The 22,629-nt window shown below is 61.3% G+C and carries 20 protein-coding genes and 1 pseudogene; 19 read left to right on the top strand and 2 right to left on the bottom strand.

Translation table 11 applies throughout. The features are described 5' to 3' along the window. Positions 1 to 40 precede the first annotated feature (40 nt). Both pcaH and pcaG read left to right on the top strand, forming a co-directional pair. Positions 41 to 742: a protocatechuate 3,4-dioxygenase subunit beta gene (gene pcaH / locus HMPREF9695_RS14570; protein WP_006021628.1), complete on the top strand. Its 702-nt coding sequence runs from the start codon at positions 41 to 43 to the stop codon at positions 740 to 742. After that, entirely contained in the window at positions 742 to 1,329 is a 588-nt protein-coding gene (gene pcaG, locus HMPREF9695_RS14565; RefSeq protein WP_006021627.1) for a protocatechuate 3,4-dioxygenase subunit alpha, read from the top strand. Before pcaH ends, pcaG begins: the two co-directional genes overlap by 1 nt. Positions 1,330 to 1,338: 9 nt before the next feature. Here the strand turns inward: pcaG and HMPREF9695_RS14560 are convergent, their stop codons facing one another. Then, a complete protein-coding gene (locus HMPREF9695_RS14560; RefSeq protein WP_006021626.1) occupies positions 1,339 to 1,800 on the bottom strand; it encodes an Lrp/AsnC family transcriptional regulator in 462 nt (153 codons plus the stop codon). A gap of 133 nt (positions 1,801 to 1,933) precedes the next feature. On the opposite strand from HMPREF9695_RS14560, the gene HMPREF9695_RS14555 reads away from it, so the two are divergent. The 17 genes and pseudogenes from HMPREF9695_RS14555 to HMPREF9695_RS14475 all read left to right on the top strand — a co-directional run bounded on the left by HMPREF9695_RS14555 (position 1,934) and on the right by HMPREF9695_RS14475 (position 21,598). Continuing rightward, entirely contained in the window at positions 1,934 to 4,297 is a 2,364-nt protein-coding gene (locus tag HMPREF9695_RS14555) for a hypothetical protein (protein ID WP_006021625.1), read from the top strand. A 119-nt stretch (positions 4,298 to 4,416) separates the two neighbouring features. After that, positions 4,417 to 5,205 carry a DeoR/GlpR family DNA-binding transcription regulator gene (locus tag HMPREF9695_RS14550; protein ID WP_006021624.1) on the top strand — a complete coding sequence of 263 codons (789 nt, stop codon included), beginning with the start codon at positions 4,417 to 4,419 and terminating at the stop codon, positions 5,203 to 5,205. A 236-nt stretch (positions 5,206 to 5,441) separates the two neighbouring features. Then, on the top strand, positions 5,442 to 6,986 hold the full coding sequence (gene glpD / locus HMPREF9695_RS14545; protein ID WP_006021623.1) for a glycerol-3-phosphate dehydrogenase: 1,545 nt from the start codon (positions 5,442 to 5,444) through the stop codon (positions 6,984 to 6,986). Then, positions 6,983 to 8,062: an ABC transporter ATP-binding protein gene (locus HMPREF9695_RS14540; protein ID WP_006021622.1), complete on the top strand. Its 1,080-nt coding sequence runs from the start codon at positions 6,983 to 6,985 to the stop codon at positions 8,060 to 8,062. Before glpD ends, HMPREF9695_RS14540 begins: the two co-directional genes overlap by 4 nt. Before the next feature lie 4 nt (positions 8,063 to 8,066). Beyond that, the gene (locus HMPREF9695_RS14535) at positions 8,067 to 9,152 is read left to right on the top strand and encodes an ABC transporter ATP-binding protein (protein WP_006021621.1); all 1,086 of its coding nucleotides are present in this window, start codon (positions 8,067 to 8,069) and stop codon (positions 9,150 to 9,152) included. After that, a complete protein-coding gene (locus HMPREF9695_RS14530; protein ID WP_006021620.1) occupies positions 9,152 to 10,054 on the top strand; it encodes a carbohydrate ABC transporter permease in 903 nt (300 codons plus the stop codon). The genes HMPREF9695_RS14535 and HMPREF9695_RS14530 overlap by 1 nt, the downstream gene beginning before the upstream one ends. Beyond that, positions 10,054 to 10,860, top strand: a complete 807-nt coding sequence (locus HMPREF9695_RS14525; RefSeq protein WP_006021619.1) for a carbohydrate ABC transporter permease — start codon at positions 10,054 to 10,056, stop codon at positions 10,858 to 10,860. Before HMPREF9695_RS14530 ends, HMPREF9695_RS14525 begins: the two co-directional genes overlap by 1 nt. A gap of 2 nt (positions 10,861 to 10,862) precedes the next feature. Continuing rightward, a complete protein-coding gene (locus HMPREF9695_RS14520; RefSeq protein WP_006021618.1) occupies positions 10,863 to 11,189 on the top strand; it encodes a DUF2160 domain-containing protein in 327 nt (108 codons plus the stop codon). A gap of 103 nt (positions 11,190 to 11,292) precedes the next feature. Further along, positions 11,293 to 13,035, top strand: coding sequence for an ABC transporter substrate-binding protein (locus tag HMPREF9695_RS14515; protein WP_024920837.1), 1,743 nt, complete (start codon positions 11,293 to 11,295; stop codon positions 13,033 to 13,035). 253 nt (positions 13,036 to 13,288) lie between these two features. Then, positions 13,289 to 14,164 (top strand): branched-chain amino acid ABC transporter permease, encoded by an 876-nt coding sequence (locus tag HMPREF9695_RS14510; protein WP_006021616.1) that lies wholly within the window; start codon positions 13,289 to 13,291, stop codon positions 14,162 to 14,164. A gap of 11 nt (positions 14,165 to 14,175) precedes the next feature. After that, a pseudogene (locus HMPREF9695_RS27150) lies at positions 14,176 to 15,325 on the top strand (branched-chain amino acid ABC transporter permease). Beyond that, positions 15,322 to 16,080, top strand: coding sequence for an ABC transporter ATP-binding protein (locus tag HMPREF9695_RS14500; protein WP_041712475.1), 759 nt, complete (start codon positions 15,322 to 15,324; stop codon positions 16,078 to 16,080). The pseudogene HMPREF9695_RS27150 and the gene HMPREF9695_RS14500 overlap by 4 nt, the downstream one beginning before the upstream one ends. A 10-nt stretch (positions 16,081 to 16,090) precedes the next feature. Further along, positions 16,091 to 16,870 (top strand): ABC transporter ATP-binding protein, encoded by a 780-nt coding sequence (locus HMPREF9695_RS14495; RefSeq protein ID WP_006021614.1) that lies wholly within the window; start codon positions 16,091 to 16,093, stop codon positions 16,868 to 16,870. A gap of 92 nt (positions 16,871 to 16,962) precedes the next feature. Beyond that, positions 16,963 to 18,801 (top strand): AMP-dependent synthetase/ligase, encoded by a 1,839-nt coding sequence (locus tag HMPREF9695_RS14490; protein ID WP_006021613.1) that lies wholly within the window; start codon positions 16,963 to 16,965, stop codon positions 18,799 to 18,801. A 117-nt stretch (positions 18,802 to 18,918) separates the two neighbouring features. Then, positions 18,919 to 20,118, top strand: a complete 1,200-nt coding sequence (locus HMPREF9695_RS14485) for an ABC transporter substrate-binding protein (protein WP_006021612.1) — start codon at positions 18,919 to 18,921, stop codon at positions 20,116 to 20,118. Between the two features lie 102 nt (positions 20,119 to 20,220). Then, positions 20,221 to 21,216, top strand: a complete 996-nt coding sequence (locus tag HMPREF9695_RS14480; RefSeq protein WP_006021611.1) for a phosphotransferase family protein — start codon at positions 20,221 to 20,223, stop codon at positions 21,214 to 21,216. A 1-nt stretch (position 21,217) separates the two neighbouring features. Then, positions 21,218 to 21,598 carry a DUF6285 domain-containing protein gene (locus HMPREF9695_RS14475; RefSeq protein WP_006021610.1) on the top strand — a complete coding sequence of 127 codons (381 nt, stop codon included), beginning with the start codon at positions 21,218 to 21,220 and terminating at the stop codon, positions 21,596 to 21,598. Positions 21,599 to 21,702: 104 nt separating this feature from the next. Here HMPREF9695_RS14475 and HMPREF9695_RS14470 read toward each other — a convergent pair whose 3' ends face one another. Continuing rightward, on the bottom strand, positions 21,703 to 22,482 hold the full coding sequence (locus HMPREF9695_RS14470; RefSeq protein WP_006021609.1) for an enoyl-CoA hydratase-related protein: 780 nt from the start codon (positions 22,480 to 22,482) through the stop codon (positions 21,703 to 21,705). Between the last annotated feature and the right edge of the window lie 147 nt (positions 22,483 to 22,629).

Genomic DNA, 22,629 nt, shown 5'->3' with positions numbered 1-22,629 from the left:
GGCTTGCTAAGCTGGCCGGAACAACGAAAAGAAGACGCCCATGACGTTGATCTATCCGCGAGACAGCAACGCCGCACATGCGCCGCGGTTGTCGCCGGCCTACAAGAGCACGGTGCTGCGCTCGCCGACCAAGCCGCTGGTGATGATTCCGCATACGCTGTCGGAATTGACCGGGCCGGTGTACGGACACGAGACGGTGCGCGAGAACGACAACGATCTCACCATCCAGCACAAGGGCGAACCGCTCGGCGAGCGGATTATCGTTCACGGCCATGTCCGCGACGAAGACGGCCGCGGCGTGCCGAACACCTTGCTTGAAGTCTGGCAGGCCAACGCCTGCGGCCGCTACATCCACGTCGTCGATCAGCATCCAGCGCCACTCGATCCGAACTTCACAGGCGCGGGCCGCGCACAAACGGACGCACAGGGTTACTACCGCTTCATCACCATCAAGCCGGGTGCGTATCCGTGGGGCAATCATCCCAATGCGTGGCGGCCCGCCCATATCCATTTCTCGGTGTTCGGGCACTCCTTCATCTCGCGCATCGTGACCCAGATGTATTTCCCCGGCGATCCGCTGTTCGCTTACGACCCGATCTTCAATTCGGTGACGGACCAGAAGGCGCGGATGCGGATGGTGTCGAGCTTCGACCTGGAAAACACCAAGCCCGACTGGGCGCTCTGCTACCGTTTCGACATTGTATTGCGCGGGCGCAACGCCACGCCGCTGGATAACGACTGATGAGCAACATCACGCCGTCGCAGACCGTCGGTCCTTACTTCAAATACGGCCTCACACCGGGCAATGACTACGCGTGGAACGACGCGTTCAGCCACGATCTGGTGACGCCTGACGTGTCGGGCGACCGCATACGCATCGTCGGGCAGGTGTTCGACGGCGAGGGCAAGGTCATTCCAGATTCCATGCTCGAAATCTGGCAGGCCGATGCGCAGGGACGCTTCGCCGATCCGCAGGACACGCGCGCCGCTCCGAACGCCGTGTTCAAGGGCTTTGGCCGCTGCGGCACCGACGCAAAGGGCGGGTTTGAATTCCGCACCATCAAGCCCGGTCCGGTGCCCGGTCCGGGCGGCAAGCCGCAGGCGCCTCATATTCTTCTCGCGGTGTTCGCACGAGGCATGACCCAGCAGGCGATCACGCGGATTTATTTCGAAGACGAGGCCGCCAACGCCGCCGATCCGATCCTTGCGCTTGTGCCGGCGGATCGCCGTGCGACGCTTTTTGCAAAGCGCGAGCAGGGTGATGCGGCAACCTACCGGTTCAACGTTCACCTGCAGGGCGACAGCGAAACCGTGTTCTTCGATCTTTAGCCGGACGGGCTAAACCGGCAGGGCGATCGAATACTTCACCTGACTGAGCGCGAAGCTGGACTCGATCGAGGCAATGCCGTCGAGCCGCGTCAGCTTGGTTTTCAGGAAAGCTTCATAGGACGGAAGGTCGGCGGTCACCACGCGCAGCAGATAGTCACGGTTGCCGGTCATCAGATAGCATTCCAGCACTTCGTCCCACTTCGAGATCGCCCTGGCGAAGCGGTTGAGGTCTTCTTCCTTCTGCCGCTCCAGCTTGATCGAGATGAACACACTGACCGGTAGTCCCACCGATTTCTGGTCTACCATTGCGATGTAGCGCGAGATCACGCCGCGCTCTTCGAGCAGTTTCACCCGGCGGTGGCACGGCGACACCGAAAGACCGACGCGATCGGCAAGGTCCTGCATGGTGACGCGGCTGTCGGACTGAAGAATCGCCAGGATTTTGCGGTCGATCGCATCAAGTTCTGTCATTGGAATGAAATCTCACAAATATCCTGCGTATTGGTATAGTATACTAATATTCTGGCGCCGATCGAGATGATTTGAGATTTTTCAGCGCCCGGCGAGGACTAGCATTGGCTCGGACCCTTATCCCGGTGAACGCATGCCCATCGAACCTTCTCGTCTGGAAATTCTGTCCGCGCTGACCCGCAAGGTGCTGTGGCTGTCGTCGTGGACCATCCACCATGCCAATCACATCCGGCCGGACTCCGATGGCCTCAAGGTCGGCGGCCATCAGGCCTCATCAGCGTCACTCGCGACGATCATGTCGGCGCTGTATTTCGGCGTGCTCAAGCCCGAGGATCGCGTGGCGGTGAAGCCGCATGCGAGCCCGGTGTTTCACGCGATCCAGTATCTGCTCGGGCAGCAGACGCGCGAGAAGCTGGAGAATTTCCGCGGTTTCAAGGGCGCGCAGTCCTATCCCTCGCGTACCAAGGACATCGACGACGTGGATTTCTCCACCGGTTCGGTCGGGCTTGGCGTGGCGCAGACGCTGTTTTCGTCACTGGTGCAGGACTACGTGAAGTCTCACGGCTGGATGAAGGATCGGCCCGAGGGGCGCATGATCGCGCTGGTCGGCGACGCCGAACTCGATGAAGGCAATATCTTCGAGGCGCTGCTGGAGGGCTGGAAGCAGGGCCTGCGCAACACCTGGTGGGTGATCGATTACAATCGCCAGAGTCTCGACGCGGTGATCCATGAAGGCCTGTGGGAAAAGCTCGAGACCATGTTCCGCAATTTCGGCTGGGACGTGGTGATCGTGAAGTACGGCAAGCTGATGCAGGCCGCCTTCGCGGAGCCTGGCGGCGAGGCCCTGCGGAAGTGGATCGATAACTGCCCGAACCAGATGTACGCGGCGCTGTGCTTCCAGGGCGGCGCGGCGTTTCGCAAGCATCTGCTCGACGACATCGGCGATCAGGGCGCGGTGACGAAACTGATCGAGAAGCGCAGTGATGACGAACTGCTGGCGCTGATGTCCAATCTCGGCGGCCACGACATGGCCAGCATGCTGGAAGCTTTCGAGGCGATCGATCACGATCGGCCGGTCTGCTTCATCGCCTACACCATCAAGGGCGTCGGCCTGCCGTTCCAGGGCCACAAGGACAATCATGCCGGGCTGATGACGGTTTCGCAGATGGAAACCTTCCGCAAGGCGCAGAACATCCGCCCCGGCCATGAATGGGATCGGCTGGAAGGGCTGCCGCTCGACCACACGCGCATCGAAAAATTCCTGAAGAATGTGACCTTCGCGCGCGATGGCGCGCGGCGATTCGATGCACCGAAGATCGAAGTGCCTGCGCAACTCAATGTGACGCTAACGCCGCGCATGGCGACGCAGCAGGGCTTTGGCCTGATCCTCAATGAACTGGCGCGGGGCGATACAAAACTCGCGGAGCGCATTGTCACCACGTCGCCAGACGTCACGGTCTCGACCAATCTCGGCCCGTGGGTGAACCGCCGCGGCCTGTTCGCGATGGCCGAGAACACCGACCTGTTCCGCAAGGAGAAGATTCCGTCGACTTTCGCATGGGATTACTCGCCAAAGGGCCAGCACATGGAACTTGGCATCGCGGAGATGAATCTCTTCATCATGCTGTCCGCGCTCGGCCTATCGCATTCTATCAATGGCGAACGGCTCCTGCCGGTCGGCACGCTGTACGATCCGTTCATTGAGCGCGGTCTCGATGCGCTGAACTATGCCTGTTATCAGGATGCGCGTTTCATGGTGGCGGCGACGCCGTCGGGAATTACGCTGGCGCCGGAAGGCGGGGCGCACCAGTCGATTGCGACGCCCTTGATCGGCATGGCGCAGGATGGGCTCTCGTCATTTGAGCCCGCTTTTGTGGACGAACTTGCAGTCATCATGCGCTGGGGCTTCGAGCACATGCAGCGCGATGAGGACGGAGGCTCGGTTTATCTTCGGCTGTCGACGCGCACGCTGGATCAGCCGCAGCGAACGATGACGCCGGAACTTGCGAGCGACATTGCCGCGGGTGCTTACTGGCTGCGCAAGCCGGGGCCGAATGCCGAACTGGTGATCGCTTACACCGGCGCCGTTGCGCCGGAAGCCATCGAGGCGACGGGATTGCTTGGCGAGTCACGCCGGGACATCGGCCTGCTCGCAATTACGTCTGCGGACCGGTTGCACTCCGGCTGGAGTGCGTCACGCAAGCTTCGCCGCAGCGGCGGGCCGCGCGAACCGAGTCATATCGAGCGGCTGCTTGCGCCGTTGCCGCGTGACTGCGGACTCATCACCGTGATTGACGGTCATCCGGCGACACTGGCCTGGCTCGGCAGCGTTCATGGTCACCGCGTCGAAGCGCTCGGCGTGGAAAAGTTCGGCCAGACCGGCACCATCGGCGATCTCTATGCCCACTACGGTCTCGATGCCAACACCATCATCGATGCGGCGGCAGGCCTGACATTCGGCGGCTCGCCGATCCGGCATCGCAAGATGGCGGTGTGAAAGGGCGCCCGGGCGCGGTTTTAACCACGCGGGGCATCCGCAGCCGGATCGATGAATTGCCGAGTTGACCGGACGCGGCAACCGCAGCACCATTGCCCCCATATGGGTTAAGGTGCTGAATGACCGAGCTTTCCAATCGCCAGTCCGACATCCTGAACATTGCGCGCGCCTCCGGGCGGGTGACGGTGGAGGATCTGGCGCGGCGCTTTGAAGTTTCGGCGCAGACCATCCGCAAGGACCTGAACGATCTGTGCGACCGCCGTTCGATGACGCGGGTTCATGGCGGCGCGATCATCGCCTCGGGCGTCGAAAACCTGGCCTACGAGGCGAGACGGTTCGTCGCGGCGGAGGAAAAGAAAGCCATCGGTGCGGCGGCGGCGGCGCAGATTCCCAATGGCTGCTCGCTGTTCATCAATATCGGCACCACGACGGAAGAGGTCGCAAGCGCGCTCACGGCGCATGAGGACCTGCTGGTCATCACCAACAATCTCAACGTGGCGATGCTGCTCTATCGCCTCCCGCGAATCGAGGTCATCGTCGCCGGCGGCACGGTGCGCCGCGCGGACGGCGCCGTGATCGGATCGACGGCGAACAACCTCATCACCCAGTTCAAGGTCGATTACGCCATCATCGGCGCATCGGCGATCGACGAGGAGGGCGCGTTGCTCGACTTCGACTATCGCGAGGTGCAGGCGGCGCAGGCCATCATCGCCAATGCGCGTAGCGTGATGCTGGTGGCCGACAGCACCAAGCTCAGCCGCAATGCGCCTGTTCGCATCGCGCATCTCAGCCAGATCCATACCTTCGTCACCGACCTGCCGTTGCCCGCCGGGCTTCAGGCGATTTGTAATAGCCGGGGCATCGAGGTCATCGCGGCGATGCCCGACAAGCCCGCTGACGTGGCCTGACGGCCTTCAGCCGATTCCGCCGCTTGCTGGTTCGGCTTGTGGACAGTTTGCACTCGCTTCTTGCTTGTCTGTCGACGCCGGAGCTGTAACTCCCTCATATATCTTCACTTTTCCCGAGTGATGACGCGTCTGCCTGCACATTCATCACGCCGCTTGCTTTCGTTTTAAGTTGTGATTTAATCCAATACGAAAGCGAAATCGCTATAAGTGAAAATAGCGAGCGCCGGGGAGAGACGTTGGACAAGGTTTTCGACCTCGCAATCATCGGCGGAGGCATTAACGGCTGCGGCATCGCCCGCGACGCCGCGGGCCGGGGCAATTCCGTGTTCCTGTGCGAGATGAACGATCTCGCCAGCGGCACGTCGTCGTGGTCGAGCAAGCTCATCCACGGCGGCCTTCGCTATCTCGAGTATTACGAATTCCGCCTGGTCCGCGAGGCGCTGCTCGAGCGCGAGGTGCTTTGGCAGATTGCCCCGCACATCATTCGCCCGCTGCGTTTCGTGTTGCCCCATCACGCGGGACTGCGTCCGGCGTGGCTGCTGCGGCTCGGCCTCTTCATGTACGACTATCTCGGCGGTCGGCGTCTGCTGCCGGCGACGCGCACCGTCAATCTGGCGCGCGATCCGGTCGGTCAGCCTCTCGCCCCCGGCCGCTTCACCAAGGGCTTCGAATATTCCGACTGCTTCGTCGATGACGCGCGCCTCGTGGTTCTGAACGCGCGCGACGCGGCCGATCGCGGCGCGGTCATCCGCACGCGAACCCGCGCGATCGAGGCGCAGCGGCTGGATGATTGCTGGCAGGTCGTGCTGGAAGACACGATCAGCGGTGCGCAGAGCAGCATCAAGGCGCGTGCGCTGGTCAATGCCGGCGGTCCATGGGTCGAGGATGTGCTGAGCCGCCGTGCGGGGATCAACGCCAAGGCCAAGGTGCGCCTGGTGCAGGGCTCGCACATTGTCGTGCCGCGCCTCTATGATCACGATCACGCCTACACGTTCCAGAACAGCGATGGCCGCGTGGTCTTCGTCATCCCGTTCCAGAACGACTTCACCCTGATCGGTACCACCGATCGCGATTACGACGGCGATCCGTCCAAGGTGAAGGCCTCGGCGGAAGAAATCGCCTATCTGTGCCAGTCGGTGAACGACTATCTCGCCAAGCAGGTGACCCCCGCGGATGTGGTGTGGGCTTATGCCGGCGTGCGTCCCCTCTATGACGACGGCGCCAGTGAGGCCAAGGCTGCCACGCGGGATTACGTCTTCGAATTCGATGCGCCGGGCGGGTTGCCATTACTGTCGATCTTCGGCGGCAAGATCACCACCTATCGCCGCCTGTCCGAAGAGGCTTTAGAGCGGCTGGAGCAGTATCTGCCGGGCAAGGCAAAGCCGGCGGGCTGGACCGGTACGGCGCCGCTGCCCGGCGGCGATCTTGATGTGTCCGCGATCCCGGCGCTGGCGGATGAACTGATCCGCGACAATTCGTTCCTGTCGCGCTCGCTCGCACTTCGTCTGGCGCACGCCTATGGTACGCGGGCCAGCAAGGTTCTCGATAAGGCGTCGTCGGCGGCGGATCTCGGACAGTTGTTCGGCGACACGCTGACCGAGCGTGAAGTCCGCTATCTTATCGCGCACGAGTTCGCGCGCACCGCCGAGGACATCGTCTGGCGACGGTCCAAGCTGGGTCTGCGTCTGTCAGCCGATGAAGTGAAGGCGCTCGACGACTGGATCGCCGCGCATCGCAGCGGCATCGACCGGCCGCTGAAGGAAGCGGGAGGCCGTGCATGAGCGTCACCCTCGACAAGGTTTCGCGCGAGGTCAACGGCGTTCCCTGGATTCGGGATGTCTCGCTGACACTTGAGCGCGGAACATTGAGCGTGCTGCTCGGCCCGACGCTGGCGGGCAAGACCTCGATCATGCGGCTGCTCGCCGGGCTCGACAAGCCGACCTCCGGCCGCGTGCTTGTCGACGGCAAGGACGTCACCGGTTTCGATGTGCGCAAACGCTCGGTGGCGATGGTCTACCAGCAGTTCATCAACTATCCGACGCTGACGGTTTACGAGAACATCGCGTCGCCGCTGCGCGTGCAGGGCGTCGCGCGCGACGAGATCGAGACCCGCGTCAGGAATGCCGCGAAGCTGCTGAAGCTCGAACCCTATCTCAACCGGACGCCGTTGCAGCTCTCGGGTGGCCAGCAGCAGCGCACCGCCATCGCCCGCGCGCTGGTGAAGGGCGCAGACCTCGTGCTGCTCGATGAGCCGCTCGCCAATCTCGACTACAAGCTGCGAGAGGAACTGCGCACCGAACTGCCCCGCATCTTCGAGGAGTCCGGCGCGATCTTCGTCTATGCGACGACTGAACCCTCGGAAGCCCTGTTGCTGGGCGGCCGGACCATCTGCATGGGGGAAGGGCGGGTGCTGCAGGCCGGTGCGACGCCGCAGGTTTACCGGCGTCCTGACACGGTAGAAGTGGCGGAGGTGTTTTCCGATCCGCCGCTCAACACCGTCGGCATCGAGAAGAAAAACGGCTCGATCTTCTATTCCGGCGGCGAACGCGCGTCGGTGGCCGGTCTTTACGAAGGTTTGAGCGACGGCGCCTACAAGGTCGGCTTCCGCGCGCATCAGCTTGAAGTGGCGGCCCCCTCCAACGGTCGCCATGGATTCGTCACCACCGTCAGCGTGACCGAGATCACCGGCTCCGAAAGCTTCGTGCATCTCAAACGCGAAGGTTACAACTGGGTCGCGGTGCTGTCCGGCATCCACGAGTTTTTGCCTGGGCAGGAGCTTGAAGCGGTGCTCGATCCGAATGACTTGTTCATCTTCGATCAATCCGGCCGGCTCGTCGCCGCGCCGGCGGCACGGTGAGATCATGGCTCGCATCGATCTTGTCGATCTTGCGCATTCCTACGGCGGCAACGCTGCGGACCGGGCGTCCTATGCGCTGAAGCCGATGACCATGACATGGCGGCAGGGCGGCGCTTACGCGCTGCTGGGACCGTCCGGCTGCGGCAAGACCACGCTCCTGAACATCATCTCGGGCATCGTCACGCCGTCGCACGGCAAGGTGCTGTTCGACGGCACCGATATCACGCACTCCACGACGCGCGAGCGCAACATCGCGCAGGTGTTTCAGTTTCCGGTGATCTACGACACCATGACGGTGGGCGAGAACCTCGCGTTTCCGCTCAAGAACCGGGGCCTGCCGCGAAAGGAGATCGACGCCCGGGTGACGGAAATCGCCAAGCTGCTCGATTTGACGCCCTACGTGAATCGCAAGGCGGTCCGGCTCAGCGCCGACGCCAAGCAGAAGATTTCACTTGGCCGCGGTCTCGTGCGGTCCGACGTTGCGGCGGTGTTGTTCGACGAGCCGCTGACGGTGATCGATCCGCACCTGAAATGGGAACTGCGCTCGAAGCTCAAGGCGCTGCACCAGGCGCTCGATCTGACGATGATCTACGTCACCCACGATCAGACCGAAGCGCTGACCTTTGCCGATACGGTGGTGGTGATGCACGACGGCAGTGTGGTGCAGAGCGGGACGCCGGAAGAACTGTTCGCGAAGCCGGCGCACACCTTCGTCGGATATTTCATCGGATCACCTGGCATGAATATCGTGCCCGCCGAGGTGAAGGGCAATGAGGCGAAAATCGACGGCCACACCATCAGGCTGAACCGGACCTATGACAGCCTTCCGCTGGGCGCGAAAATCGAAATCGGCGTGCGGCCTGAGTTCGTTCATGTTGCCGCGCCCGCACCGGGATTGCTGTGTGCGCAGATCGAGCGGATCGACGACCTCGGCCGCGTCCGCTTTGCGCGCGTACGGATCGGCGATGTGAAGTTCGCTGCCCGCGTGCCGAATGGGTTCTCTGTTCCGGACAACACCGCCGGGCTGGTGTTCGATCCGGCCCATGTTCACGTCTATGCCGACAGTCTTCTGGTTGAAGGGCGCGCGTAATGGACAAGACGATCAACAACAAGGCCTGGTTGCTGGTGCTGCCGGTGTTCCTGATCGTGGCGTTCTCGGCGGTGCTGCCGCTGATGACGGTGGTCAACTATTCGGTGCAGGACACGTTTGGAAACAATCAGTTCTTCTGGAACGGGGTCGGCTGGTTCAAGGAATTGCTCGATCCGTCGACGGACCTCGGCGACCGCTTCCTGGCGTCGCTTGGACGCAATCTGCTGTTCTCCGCCATCATCCTCGCTATCGAAGTGCCGCTCGGCATTCTGGTCGCGCTGTCGATGCCGCGCGAAGGCTGGCGCGTCGCGGCCTGTCTCGTCATTCTGGCGCTGCCACTGCTCATTCCATGGAATGTGGTCGGCACCATCTGGCAGATATTCGGACGTCCCGACATCGGCCTGATGGGCTACACGCTGAACAAGATGGGATTCGACTATAATTACGTGTCGAACAGCTTCGACGCATGGTGCACCATCATTGTCATGGACGTCTGGCACTGGACCAGTCTCGTCGCGTTGCTGTGCTACGCCGGTCTGAAATCCATTCCCGATGCGTACTATCAGGCCGCGCAGATCGACGGCGCGTCGCGCTGGGCGGTGTTCACCGCGATCCAGTTGCCGAAGATGAAGCGCGTGCTGCTGATCGCGGTGCTGTTGCGGTTCATGGACAGTTTCATGATCTATACCGAGCCGTTCGTCGTGACCGGCGGCGGCCCCGGCAACTCCACGACCTTCGTGTCGATCGAACTGGTCAAGATCGCGCTCGGACAGTTCGACCTTGGCAAGGCGGCGGCGCTGTCCATCGTCTACAATATCATCATATTGATCGTGTGCTGGGTGTTCTACACGGTGATGACGAACGCCGATAACGAACGCGCGCAACCGGCGGGAGGCGCATGATGCATACCATTCCCGGACGGCGCATCATTCTCGGACTGTTCCTGATCTTCCTGCTGTTGCCGATCTATTGGCTCGTCAACATGAGCTTCAAGACCAACACGGAAATCGTCACGACCATGACGTTGTGGCCGAACAATCCGACGCTGGTTCACTACAAGCGCATCTTCACGGATTCGAGCTGGTACTCCGGCTACATCAATTCGCTGAAGTACGTCCTCATCAACACGATTCTGTCGATCTCCTTCGCGCTGCCCGCGGCCTATGCCTTCTCGCGTTACCGCTTCCTCGGCGACAAGCATCTGTTCTTCTGGCTGCTGTCGAATCGCATGGCGCCGCCGGCGGTGTTCGCGCTGCCGTTCTTCAATCTGTACTCGGCGATCAATCTGTTCGATACGCCCTGGGCGGTCGCGCTGGCGCACTGCCTGTTCAATGTGCCGCTGGCGGTGTGGATTCTCGAAGGTTTCGTGTCGGGCGTTCCGAAAGAGATCGACGAAACCGCGTTCCTCGACGGCTATTCGTTTCCGCGCTTTTTCGTGAAGATCCTGATGCCGCTGATCGCGAGCGGCATCGGCGTCGCGGCGTTCTTCTGCTTCATGTTCTCGTGGGTCGAACTGCTGCTGGCGCGCACGCTCACATCGGTGAACGCCAAGCCGATCGCCGCGACCATGACGCGCACGATTTCAGCATCCGGCATGGACTGGGGGTTGCTGGCCGCCGCCGGCGTCCTGACCATCATCCCGGGTGCTCTGGTGATCTGGTTTGTCCGCAACTATATCGCGCGCGGCTTCGCGCTGGGACGGGTGTAACCATGGAACATATCGCATGGATGGCCTGGACGGCACCAACGGCGATCTTCTTCTGTCTGCTGGCGGGAACGCTTGGAGTCATGACCTGGCTCGCGGTGCGCTACCCCGAGGCCGAGCGCGTCGGAATCCTGCATATTCCGACCACGCGCGGCGACAGGCTGTTCATATCGCTGATCGCTACGGCGGTCATTCATCTTTTGTGGATTGCATTTGCGGGCACGAACCCGATTGCGACGCTCCCGATCGGCGAGGGCGTCGAGGTCTCGAGTTTGTGGATCGCTACCGTAATTTCCATCGTGTCGGCCGTTGTCATATTTCGCAACGTCTAGCGGGTGGAGAAAAGGCAGATCCGTGGATCAACCCGGACCTGAAGTTGTGTTTTCAACGGAGGAAACCATGCGACACGTTACAAAAAGGAATCGTCTTTTGACGATGACAAGCGCGGTGGCATTGATTGCGGCGTCAGCCGCGATCGGCGCGCCGGCTTTCGCAGACGAAGCTGCGGCGAAGAAGTGGATCGACACGGAATTCCAGCCTTCGACATTGTCGAAGGAAGACCAGATGAAGGAGATGCAGTGGTTCATCAAGGCCGCTGAGCCTTTCAAGGGCATGGACATCAATGTCGTGTCTGAAACGATCACGACGCATGAATACGAGTCGGGGACGCTGGCCAAGGCGTTCACCGAAATCACCGGCATCAAGGTCAAGCACGACCTGATCCAGGAAGGCGACGTTGTCGAAAAGCTGCAGACGCAGATGCAGTCGGGCAAGAACGTCTATGACGGCTGGATCAACGACTCCGATCTGATCGGCACCCACTTCCGCTACAACCAGACCGTGGTTCTGTCGGATTACATGACGGGCGAGGGCAAGGACGTCACCGATCCGATGCTCGACGTTGATGATTTCATCGGCAAGTCGTTCACCACCGGACCGGACGGCAAGCTGTATCAGTTGCCGGACCAGCAGTTCGCGAACCTGTACTGGTTCCGGTACGACTGGTTCACCAATCCGGACTACAAGGCGAAGTTCAAGGCCAAGTATGGCTACGAGCTTGGCGTGCCGGTGAACTGGTCGGCCTATGAAGACATTGCCGAGTTCTTCACCAACGACATCAAGGAAATCAACGGCGTCAAGGTCTATGGCCACATGGACTACGGCAAGAAGGACCCGTCGCTCGGCTGGCGGTTCACCGACGCCTGGCTGTCGATGGCGGGCAACGGCGACAAGGGTATCCCGAACGGCAAGCCTGTCGACGAATGGGGCATCCGCATGGAAGGCTGCCGTCCGGTCGGTTCATCCGTGGAACGCGGCGGCGACACCAACGGACCCGCGGCGGTCTACTCGATCGTCAAGTATCTCGACTGGCTGAAGAAGTATGCCCCGCCGCAGGCGCAGGGCATGACCTTCTCCGAAGCCGGCCCGGTTCCTGCGCAGGGCAATATCGCCCAGCAGATCTTCTGGTACACCGCCTTCACCGCGGACATGGTGAAGCCCGGTCTGCCGGTGGTGAATGCCGACGGCACGCCGAAGTGGCGCATGGCTCCGTCGCCGCATGGATCGTACTGGAAGGAAGGCATGAAGCTCGGCTATCAGGACGCCGGCTCCGCGACCTTGCTCAAGTCGACCCCGCCGGACCGCCGCAAGGCGGCCTGGCTCTACCTCCAGTTCATCAACTCCAAGACGGTGAGCCTGAAGAAGAGCCATGTCGGTCTCACGTTCACCCGCGAGTCTGACATCTGGGACAAGTCGTTCACCGAGCGTGCGCCGAAGCTCGGCGGTCTGGTCGAATTCTACCGCTCGCCCGCGCGCGTGCAGTGGACCCCGACCGGCAACAACGTGCCTGACTATCCGAAGCTGGCTCAGCTCTGGTGGCAGAACATCGGCGATGCGTCGTCCGGTGCGAAGACCGCGCAGGCTGCGATGGACTCGCTGGCTGCGGCCCAGGACTCGGTGCTTGAGCGCCTCGAGAAGTCGGGCGTGCAGGGCGCCTGCGGACCGAAGCTCAACAAGAAGGAAACCGCGGAGTTCTGGTTCGCCAAGTCGGAGAAGGACGGCAACATTGCTCCGCAGCGCAAGCTGGCGAACGAGAAGCCGAAGGGCGAAACCGTCGACTACGACACGCTGATCAAGTCGTGGCCGGCCTCGCCTCCGAAGCGCGCCGAAGCGAAATAAAGCAACCTCCCTGTGCGCTCAAGTGATGCGCACAACTTCAAGGCCGGGAGCAATCCCGGCCTTTTTCGTTTGATGCATCGCACTCTTTCGGGTGTTGTTGACACCTCGTTGCGGTTTGGGTCTGATTACGAAAAGGCTCGTGCAAAAACGCATAGCTAATCGACACAAGAACCAAGCAAGGCGATCGATAGGATCGCGGCGTGACCAAATGCGATCGCTAGAATCGCGGCACGTTGGGGAGGGGTAACCGAAGATGCTGGACTTCGTTCAGCAGTTGGTGAGCGGCATTGCGCTCGGCTGTGTCTATGGCCTGATCGCACTTGGCTTTGTCCTTGTTTACAAGGCCACCGAGGTCGTCAACTTCGCGCAGGGCGACCTGATGATGCTGGGCGGGTTCTTCGCCTTCACCTTCATCAGCCTGCTGGGTTTCAATTACTGGCTTGGATTCATTGCCGCGGTCGCGGCGATGGCCATGTTCGGCATGCTGGCGGAGCGTCTCGTGGTGCGGCCGATCCTCGGCTATCCGCAATTCTCCATCATCATGGCCACCATCGGGCTCGGGTTCTTCCTGCGGTCGGTCGCGGGCATGATCTGGGGCACCGACGATCTCAAGATCGAAACGCCGTTCAGCCATGGCGTGCTACGGCTCGGCAGCCTGGTTCTTGCCTATGACAAGCTGTCGGTGATCGCTGCGACAATCGTTCTTTGCGGCGTGCTGTATCTCTTCTTCAACAAGACCACCCTTGGCACCGCAATGCGGGCCAGTTCCGAGAACATGCTCGCGGCCTATTACATGGGCATTCCCGTCAAGCGCGTGGTGTCGATCGTCTGGGCAATCAGCGCCGCGGTTGCAACCTGCGCCGGCGTGCTGCTGGCGCCGATCACCTTCGTCCATTCCAATGTCGGACTGGTGCTGGGTCTGAAGGCATTTCCCGCGGCGGTGCTCGGCGGATTCGGATCGATTCCCGGCGCCGTGGTCGGCGGCGTTCTGATCGGCGTGATCGAAAGCATGGCGGGCTTCTATCTGCCGCAGGGCTGGAAAGACGTCGCGCCTTACCTCGTGCTTCTCGCAGTGCTGCTGCTGAAACCCGAAGGCATCTTCGGGATTCACACGCGGAAGAAAGTCTGAGGGGGCGTCGCATGCGGTTTCTCTTCAAGACCGACTACAACGACGACATCCGGCTCATCCCGCACAGCGGCTACCTCTGGTCGTACGGTGCGCTGCTGATCCTGCTGGTGATCGCGCCGTTCACGCTTTCAAGCTATCTTATGAGCCAGCTCGTGTTCGTCTGCATCTACGCCACCGTAGGCGTCGGACTGATGATCCTCACCGGCTTCACCGGACAGGCCTCGCTGGGGCACGCCGCATTCCTTGCCATTGGCGCTTATACGGCGGCTTATCTGCAGCAGCTTGGCGTCCCGTTTGTTGTGTATTTCCTTGCCGCCGGCATTCTCACCGGCATCATCGGCGCGATGGTCGGATTTCCGGCGCTGCGGCTGCAGGGCATCTATCTTGTGATCGCGACGATTTCCTTCGCGCTGATTGTCGAGGAGGTGCTGGCGCGCTGGGAAAGCGTCACCCATGGCAACGACGGCATGCGGGTCAAGACCATCCAGTTGCTTGGCAACAGCGTGCCGCGCGATAGCCCTGCGTTCTATTACCTGTGCCTCGGCCTGCTCATTCTCGTGATCGTCGGTACGCTGAACCTGATGCGTTCGCCGACCGGGCGCGCCTTTGTCGCGATCCGCGACAGCGAAACCGCGGCCAAGAGCATGGGCATCAACGTCGCGCGTTACAAAGTGAAGTCGTTCGCCTTGAGTGCTGCGATCACCGGCTTCGCGGGCTGTCTGTTCGCGCACAAGATGTCCTTCATCAGCCCGGAGATGTTTACGCTCCAGCTCTCCATCGAATTCATCATGGTGATCATCATCGGCGGCGTGCTCAGCCTGCACGGCGCGGTGCTGGGCGCGATCTTCATCGTGATGGTCGATCCGTTCCTGACCTTCCTGAAGGACGACATTCCCGGTGTGATCGCCGGACTTGCCGCGACATTCGGTGCGGGCGCCGAGCAGGCGGCACATATCAAGGCGAACGTTGCGGCGATCGCCTCGGCCAACGGCCTGAAAGGCGCGATCTACGGCCTGATCATCATGCTGTTTATCCTGTTCGAGCCCTATGGGATCTACGGCCGCTGGCTGAAGATCAAGCTCTTCTTCCAGCTCTTTCCGCTCTACAAGCGCGACCTTCAAACGGCAGAAGATCTACGTCAAATCGGAGCGGAACCGATGAGCTGTTTCCGCGCGGAAAATCTCTCGCTTCACTTCGGTGGCCTCAAGGCGGTGGATTCCGTCAGCTTCGCGGTGGAGAAGGGCGAAATTCTCTCGATCATCGGCCCCAACGGGGCGGGCAAAAGCTCGATCTTCAACCTGATTTCGCGGCTCTATGAGCCGACCTCGGGAAAACTCTATTTCGAGGATCAGGACATTACCGCCGCGCAGCCGTACGACATCGCAAAATTGGGCATTGCCCGGACCTTCCAGAACATCGAACTGTTCGAGAACGCGACCGTTCTGAGCAACCTTCTGGTCGGGCGGCACCGGCACTCCACCACGACCCTTTGGCAGGAGCTTCTATTCCTGCCGAACGTGCGCCGCGACGAAAAAGCGCATCGCCGCCGCGTCGAGCAGGTCATCGATTTCCTTGACCTTGCCGCCCATCGGGACAAGCTGATCTCCGGGCTGCCCTATGGCGTGCGCAAGGTGATCGAACTGGCCCGCGCGCTGTGCACCGAGCCGAAGCTGATCCTGCTGGATGAGCCGTCGTCCGGGCTGAATGTGGAGGAGACCGACGACATGTCGTTCTGGATCCGCGACATGAAGACCGAGCTTGGCATCACCGTGCTGATGGTCGAGCACGACATGACGCTGGTCAACCGCGTCTCCGACCGGGTGATCGCGCTGAACTACGGCAAGGTGCTGGCCATGGGCGCGCCCGCCGAGGTTCAGGCGCATCCCGATGTCGTCGCCGCCTATCTCGGCACATGAGGACGATGTCATGAGCAGCCCCGACATCATTCTCAAGCTGAGCAACATCGAGAGCTATTACGGGCCGATCATGGCCATCCGCGGCATCAGCCTTGAAGTGCCGCGCGGCAAGATCGTCACGCTGCTCGGCGCCAACGGTGCAGGCAAGACCACGGTGCTCAAGACCATTTCCGGTATTCTCGATCCGCAGAAGGGCTCCATTGAATTCAAGGGCCAGCCGATCCAGCGCATGGAAGCCGACCGGATCGTGCGCCTCGGCCTCAGCCATGTGCCCGAAGGGCGCGAGGTGTTCCCGTTTCTCAGCGTGCGCGAAAACCTGATGATGGGCGCCTATCCGCGCAAGGATCGCGACGGCGTTGCTTCTGATATCGAGCGTGTCTACTGCTACTTCCCGCGTCTGCGCGAGCGCATCAATCAGCCGGCGGGGCAGCTCTCTGGCGGCGAGCAGCAGATGCTGGCCATCGGCCGCGCGCTGATGAATCGCCCGGCCTTGCTGCTGCTGGATGAGCCGTCACTTGGTCTGTCGCCGCTGCTGGTGAAGGAGATTTTCACCATCATCAAGCGCGTCAACAAGGAGCAGGGCATGTCGATCCTGCTGGTGGAGCAAAACGCCAAGGTCGCGCTGGAGACGGCGGACTACGGATATGTCCTCGAAATCGGCCGTGTGGTGATGAACGATACCTGTGAGCGGCTGATGCAATCGCAGGACATTCAGGAATTCTACCTCGGCGCCAAGGAAGACGGCGCGCGGGGCGAACGGCGCTGGAAGAAAAAGAAGACCTGGCGATAACGATCAGGTTCGAAGTCCGGCAACAAGACCGGGCGGCAAGAATGGGAGAGAACGAACGCCGCGTGATCCGCGGCGAGGATAGGGAGCGAGCTATGGCGAAACCCGCAGTGATCACCGTCGCGGATACAATCGCGAAGAGTTTTCTGCTGGCGGTTGAAACGCGCGGCGACAAGACAGCGATCCGGGAAAAGCATCTCGGCGTCTGGCAGTCGACGAGCTGGCGGCAATGGCTGCAGACGGCCAAGGAGATCGCCTACGCGCTCCATGCATCCGGCTTCAAGCCGGGCGATGTTGCCTCCATCGTCTCGAATGCCACCCCTCAATGGGTGTTCGCCGACATGGGCGTGCTCTGCGCGGGCGGCGTCTCGTCCGGCATCTATCCGACTGACTCGGCCTCGCAGGTCGAATACCTGATCAATGACTCGCGCACGAAAGTGATCTTCGCTGAGGACGACGAACAACTCGACAAGGTTCTGGCCTGCCGCGCGCGCTGCCCGACGCTTGAGAAGATCGTCGTGTTCGACATGGAGGGCCTCAGCGGTTTCAGCGATCCGATGGTGATGTCGCTGGATGAGTTCACGGCGCTTGGCCGCAATCACATGCAGGGCCGCGAGGCGCTGTGGAGCGAGATGATCGACAGCCGCGGCCCGAACGATCTCGCCATTCTGGTCTATACCTCGGGCACGACGGGCCCGCCGAAAGGCGCGATGCACTCCAACCGCAGCGTCACCCATCAGATGCGCTACGCGGACTATCTGCTGGTGCCGACCGATCACGAGGAGCGGCTGGTATTCCTGCCGCTGTGCCATGTCGCCGAGCGGATCGGCGGCTACTATCTGTCGATCGCCGTCGGCTCGATCATGAACTTTGCCGAAAGTCCGGAAACAGTGCCGGACAATCTGCGCGAGGTGCAGCCGACCGCGTTTCTCGCGGTGCCGCGCATCTGGGAGAAGTTCTATTCGGCCATCACCATTGCCCTGAAGGACGCCACGCCGCTCCAGCAGTGGATGTACCGCCACGCGCTCGCCATCGGCCAGCGCCTGACCGACTACAGGCTCGAAGGGGAGACGCCGCCGCTGCATTTGCGGCTGGCGGGGAAGGCGGCTTACTGGCTGGTGTTCCGCAATATCCGGCGGATGCTGGGGCTTGATCGGGTCCGCATCGCATTCACGGGCGCCGCGCCGATCTCGCCCGATCTGATCCGCTGGTATCTCGCCATCGGCCTCGACATGCGCGAGGTCTATGGCCAGACCGAGAATTGCGGCGTCGCGACCCTGATGCCGAACGACCGCATCAAGCTCGGCTCGGTCGGCAAGGCAGCGCCGTGGGGCGAGGTGATGATCTGCCCGAAGGGGGAGATTCTCATCAAGGGCGATTTCCTGTTCATGGGCTATTTGAATCAGCCCGAGAAAACCGCTGAAACCATTGATGAAAAGGGCTGGCTGCATACTGGAGATGTCGGCACTATCGACAACGAGGGCTTCGTCAAGATCACAGACCGGATGAAGGACATCATCATCACGTCCGGCGGCAAGAACATCACGCCGTCCGAGATCGAGAACCAGTTGAAGTTCTCGCCCTATATCTCGGACGCCGTTGTCATCGGCGACAAGCGGCCGTACCTCACATGTCTGGTGATGATCGACCACGAGAACGTCGAGAAGTTCGCGCAGGACTACAATATCCCGTTCACGAACTACGCGAGCCTGTGCCGCGCGCCGGAGGTCCAGGACCTCATCAGACGCGAGATCGAAGCGGTCAATGCGAACTTTGCCCGCGTCGAAACCATCAAGAAATTCCATCTGATCGAGCGGCAGCTCACGCCCGAAGATGAAGAACTGACGCCGACCATGAAGTTAAAGCGGAGCTTCGTGAACAAGTCCTACGCAGCCGAAATCGATGCAATGTACCGGGCGAGCGCTATGGCGTAAGCTCTTGAATACACTGTGCCAATAGAAGCGCATTCCGCGGCCTGAAAAGGCCGCTCAGCGGCGAAGGTAGCAAGGCCCGGCCTTCGCTGAATATGGGCCAACAGGAAGGAGACCGTTATGTCGAAATCGTTCAAGGCGCTGGGCCTTGCGGTGGGGGCGCTCGCGCTGACCCAGTCGCCGGCCTTCGCACAGACCAAGGTGACCAACGAAGGCATCTCGCCGACCGAAATTGTCGTCGGATCGCATCAGGATCTGTCCGGCCCGATCAAGGGCTGGGGCGTGCCGGTGGCCAACGGCCTGAAAATGGCAGCCGACGAGATCAATGCCGCCGGCGGCATCAACGGCCGCAAGATCAAGCTGATCGTGGAAGACAGTGGCTACGATCCGAAGCGCGCGGTGCTCGCCTCGCAGAAGCTGATCGAGAAGGACAAGATCTTCGCCATGGTCGGACCGATGGGTTCCCCCACCGTGCTCGCGGCGCAGGACATTCTGTTCGACGCGGGCGTGCTGCAGCTTTTCCCGCTCACCGCAGCGGAGTTCACCTTCAAGTTCGATCCTGCGAAGCCGCAGGAACGGCTGAAGTTCAACAACATTCTTCCTTATGTTGAAAGTACGCGTGCTGCGCTCAAGCACATGATCGAATGGAAGAAATTCGCCAAGCCCTGCATCATGCATCAGGATGACGAATACGGAAAAAGTGTGCTCGACGGCTTTAACCAGCAGACGGCAGCGATGAAGCTGACACCGGCGTCGATCACCAGCTACAAGCGGGGCGCATCCGACTTCAGCGCGCAGGTCGCGAAGATGAAGTCCGATGGCTGCGATCTCGTGGTGCTCGGCACTGTGATCCGCGAAACCATCGGCGCGATGGGTGAAGCCAAGAAGCTCGGCTGGGATGTGACGTTCCTCGGCGCAACACCGACCAACGTGCTTGAAGTGCCTGCCCTCGGCAAGGAAGCCGTTGAAGGTCTTTATGCGGCGGCCGCCTTCGAAATTCCTTATCCGGACACGGCGAAGGGGAAGGCCAAGGACTGGCTAGACAACTACAAGAAGGCGTTTGGCGCTGACGCCAACACGCAGGCGATCATCGGCTATAATGCGATGATGACCTTCGCCCATTACGTCAACAAGGCGGGCAAGGATTTGACCGGTCAGAAAGTGCTCGATGCGATGGAATCCGGCGACGTGTTCCAGGACATTTTCAACTCTCCGCCGACCAAGTTCTCCAAGACCAACCATCTTGCGAGCACCGTGACGCAGGTTCAGCAGGTCAAGGGTGGCCGCTGGGTTCTGGTGAAAGAAGGCTTGATGTTCTGAGCAGGACGCTCTGAAACGACATCGCGTGCGCGGTTGCCCGCGCACGCGATTTTATTTACGGTCCGGCTCCAACAAGAGAGCCAACAAGCCCCAAGAATCCAAATGACAATTGAGAGTACGCTCAAGACCGGCATCGCGCGCTGGTTTCCGGGAGCCACAGGCATCGATCGCCTGGCTCAGCTCTCCGGCGGGGCAAGCCAGGAAACCTGGTCGTTCAACCTCCTGCATCCTTCCGGTGACATGGCCGTCATTCTGCGCCGCGCGCCATCGGGTTACGGCGCGGCTCCGGGCCGTGCGGCCGGTCTCGAAGCCGAAGCAGTCCTGATGCAGCAGGCCTATGAGGCGGGAGTTCCGTCGCCGCGCGTGCGTTATGTGTTGCGGGCGGACGACGGCCTTGGCAGCGGCTTCATCATGGACCGCGTCGAGGGCGAAACCATTCCGCGCAAGATCCTCCGCGATGCGGAGTTCGCCAATGCGCGCAAGGTGCTGGCGAGCCAGCTTGGCAGGGTGGTTGCGGACATTCACGCGCTGGATAAGGCGCGTTTGCCGAAGCTGCGGCTGATGACGGTGGCGGGCGAGCTCGACGATCTTGCCGCCGAATACAAATCCTTCGATTGGCCGCGCCCGGTGTTCGATCTGGCGCTGCGCTGGCTGCGCGACAATGCGCCGACGACGTCCGACACGGTGACGCTGGTTCATGGCGATTTCCGTCATGGCAATCTCATCATAGGCCCGGAAGGCGTTCGCGCGGTGCTGGATTGGGAGCTGGCGCACTTTGGCGATCCGATGGAAGACCTCGGCTGGATTTGCGTGAACTCGTGGCGCTTTGGCGAGATCGACAAGCCGGTCGGGGGGCTCGGTTCGCGTGAGGATTTGTTTGCGGCGTATGAAGCCGCATCCGGCCGTCCGGTCGATGTGGCTCGGGTGATGTTCTGGGAGACACTTGGCACCTTGCGGTGGGGCATCATGTGCTGCGGCATGATGCAGCGCTTTCGTGCTGGCCCGGATCATTCGATGGAGCGCGCCATGATCGGCCGCCGCGCCTCGGAAACCGAAATCGATCTGTTGCGGCTGCTCGCGCCGCGTCGGGGGAAATAGTATGCAGGATCAGCCCACACCGGTCGAACTGATCAACGCAGTCGCGGAATTTCTTCGCGCCGATGTCGCGCCGCAATTGTCCGGACACGCTGCGTTCAAGTTGCGTGTCGGGCTGAACGCGCTCGATCTGGTCGCGCGTCAGCTCACCCTTGAGGCATCCGGTGATGCCGCCGAGCTTGAACGGCTGTCAAAGCTGCTCGGCACCTCCGGCTCGCTGGAAGAGCTCAACCGGCTGCTGTCGGCGCGGATCGCAAGCGGCGAGTTCAGCTTTGACACGCCGGGACTGACCGAACATGTCTGGCAGACCACCATGGACAAGCTCGCCATCGACCAGCCGAACTATGCCTCCTATCGCCGCGAGCGGGACAGCGAGCAAGGCTAGTTTCGTTATTGCGAGGAGCGAAGCGACGAAGCAATCCATGTCTTCAAGGAAGATGGATTGCTTCGCTTCGCTCGCAATGACGCTGAAATGTCGTCGATGAACGATTACCGCCCCTTCCACTGCGGCGGGCGCTTTTCCGCGAAAGCCTTGGGGCCTTCGATGTAATCCTCTGATGCGGCGAGCGCCTTGACTGCCGGATAGTCGAACTGTTCGGCCAGCGCCTGTTCCAGCGACACGCCGAGGCCGCGATGCATGGTCTGCTTCGAGGCGCGGATCGACATCGGGCCGTTCTGCAGAATGAGATTGGCCCAGCGCTCGGCGCCGGCCAGTGCTTCGCCTTTCGGAACCACCTCGTTGACGAAGCCAAGCTCCATGCCCTCCTTCGCAGAGACATGACGCCCGGTCAGGATCATGCCCATGGCGCGCTTGAGTCCGATCAGGCGTGGCAGGCGATGCAACCCGCCGGCAAGTGCAGCGAGGCCGACACGCGGCTCGGGCAGGGCGAAGGTCGCGTTTTCCGATGCGATGATCAGGTCGCAGGCCAGCGCGATTTCAAAGCCGCCGCCCATTGCCACGCCGTTGACCGCGGCGATGATCGGCTTGTCGCAATCGAAACGGTGGGTCAGTCCCGCAAAGCCGCTGGTGTCCCAGCCGCGCTGGCCGCCCTGGGCCTGCCACTTCAGATCGTTGCCCGCAGAAAACGCCCGGTCACCTGCGCCCGTCACGATCGCGATCCACTGATCGGGGTCCTTGTTGAACTCGTCAAAAACGCGATGCATTTCAAAGTGCATCGGCGAATGCACGGCGTTCATCACCTCGGGACGATTGAGTGTGACGATGGTGAGCGGACCCTTGCGCTCCACCTTGGCGAATTCATAGGCCATGAATGATTCCTTGACGGTTTCTTGCGTTGCAACATTCGAGCGATGTTGCCGTGCGCGGAATAGATCAGCAAAGAAGCCGCTTCACAAATTAATTAAGCGCTTGACTAACGCCTCGGCGCTTATCTTAATTCGCCATCCGTCGCGGGC

Source organism: Afipia broomeae ATCC 49717 (assembly GCF_000314675.2).
GTDB lineage: Bacteria > Pseudomonadota > Alphaproteobacteria > Rhizobiales > Xanthobacteraceae > Afipia > Afipia broomeae.
The sequence above is the reverse complement of the archived record's forward strand: the minus strand, read 5'-3'. Positions and strand labels throughout refer to the sequence as shown.

Bases quoted from the DNA above. Each gene is read 5' to 3' on its own strand.
- HMPREF9695_RS14560 (WP_006021626.1), bottom strand. From the start codon at position 1,800: ATGACAGAACTTGATGCGATCGACCGCAAAATCCTGGCGATTCTTCAG.
- HMPREF9695_RS14485 (WP_006021612.1), top strand. From the start codon at position 18,919: ATGTCGAAATCGTTCAAGGCGCTGGGCCTTGCGGTGGGGGCGCTCGCG.
- pcaH (WP_006021628.1), top strand. From the start codon at position 41: ATGACGTTGATCTATCCGCGAGACAGCAACGCCGCACATGCGCCGCGG.
- HMPREF9695_RS14555 (WP_006021625.1), top strand. From the start codon at position 1,934: ATGCCCATCGAACCTTCTCGTCTGGAAATTCTGTCCGCGCTGACCCGC.
- HMPREF9695_RS14540 (WP_006021622.1), top strand. From the start codon at position 6,983: ATGAGCGTCACCCTCGACAAGGTTTCGCGCGAGGTCAACGGCGTTCCC.
- HMPREF9695_RS14500 (WP_041712475.1), top strand. From the start codon at position 15,322: ATGAGCTGTTTCCGCGCGGAAAATCTCTCGCTTCACTTCGGTGGCCTC.
- HMPREF9695_RS14535 (WP_006021621.1), top strand. From the start codon at position 8,067: ATGGCTCGCATCGATCTTGTCGATCTTGCGCATTCCTACGGCGGCAAC.
- HMPREF9695_RS14495 (WP_006021614.1), top strand. From the start codon at position 16,091: ATGAGCAGCCCCGACATCATTCTCAAGCTGAGCAACATCGAGAGCTAT.
- HMPREF9695_RS14490 (WP_006021613.1), top strand. From the start codon at position 16,963: ATGGCGAAACCCGCAGTGATCACCGTCGCGGATACAATCGCGAAGAGT.
- HMPREF9695_RS14520 (WP_006021618.1), top strand. From the start codon at position 10,863: ATGGAACATATCGCATGGATGGCCTGGACGGCACCAACGGCGATCTTC.
- HMPREF9695_RS14515 (WP_024920837.1), top strand. From the start codon at position 11,293: ATGACAAGCGCGGTGGCATTGATTGCGGCGTCAGCCGCGATCGGCGCG.
- HMPREF9695_RS14510 (WP_006021616.1), top strand. From the start codon at position 13,289: ATGCTGGACTTCGTTCAGCAGTTGGTGAGCGGCATTGCGCTCGGCTGT.
- HMPREF9695_RS14480 (WP_006021611.1), top strand. From the start codon at position 20,221: ATGACAATTGAGAGTACGCTCAAGACCGGCATCGCGCGCTGGTTTCCG.
- pcaG (WP_006021627.1), top strand. From the start codon at position 742: ATGAGCAACATCACGCCGTCGCAGACCGTCGGTCCTTACTTCAAATAC.
- HMPREF9695_RS14475 (WP_006021610.1), top strand. From the start codon at position 21,218: ATGCAGGATCAGCCCACACCGGTCGAACTGATCAACGCAGTCGCGGAA.
- HMPREF9695_RS14525 (WP_006021619.1), top strand. From the start codon at position 10,054: ATGCATACCATTCCCGGACGGCGCATCATTCTCGGACTGTTCCTGATC.
- HMPREF9695_RS14470 (WP_006021609.1), bottom strand. From the start codon at position 22,482: ATGGCCTATGAATTCGCCAAGGTGGAGCGCAAGGGTCCGCTCACCATC.
- HMPREF9695_RS14530 (WP_006021620.1), top strand. From the start codon at position 9,152: ATGGACAAGACGATCAACAACAAGGCCTGGTTGCTGGTGCTGCCGGTG.
- HMPREF9695_RS14550 (WP_006021624.1), top strand. From the start codon at position 4,417: ATGACCGAGCTTTCCAATCGCCAGTCCGACATCCTGAACATTGCGCGC.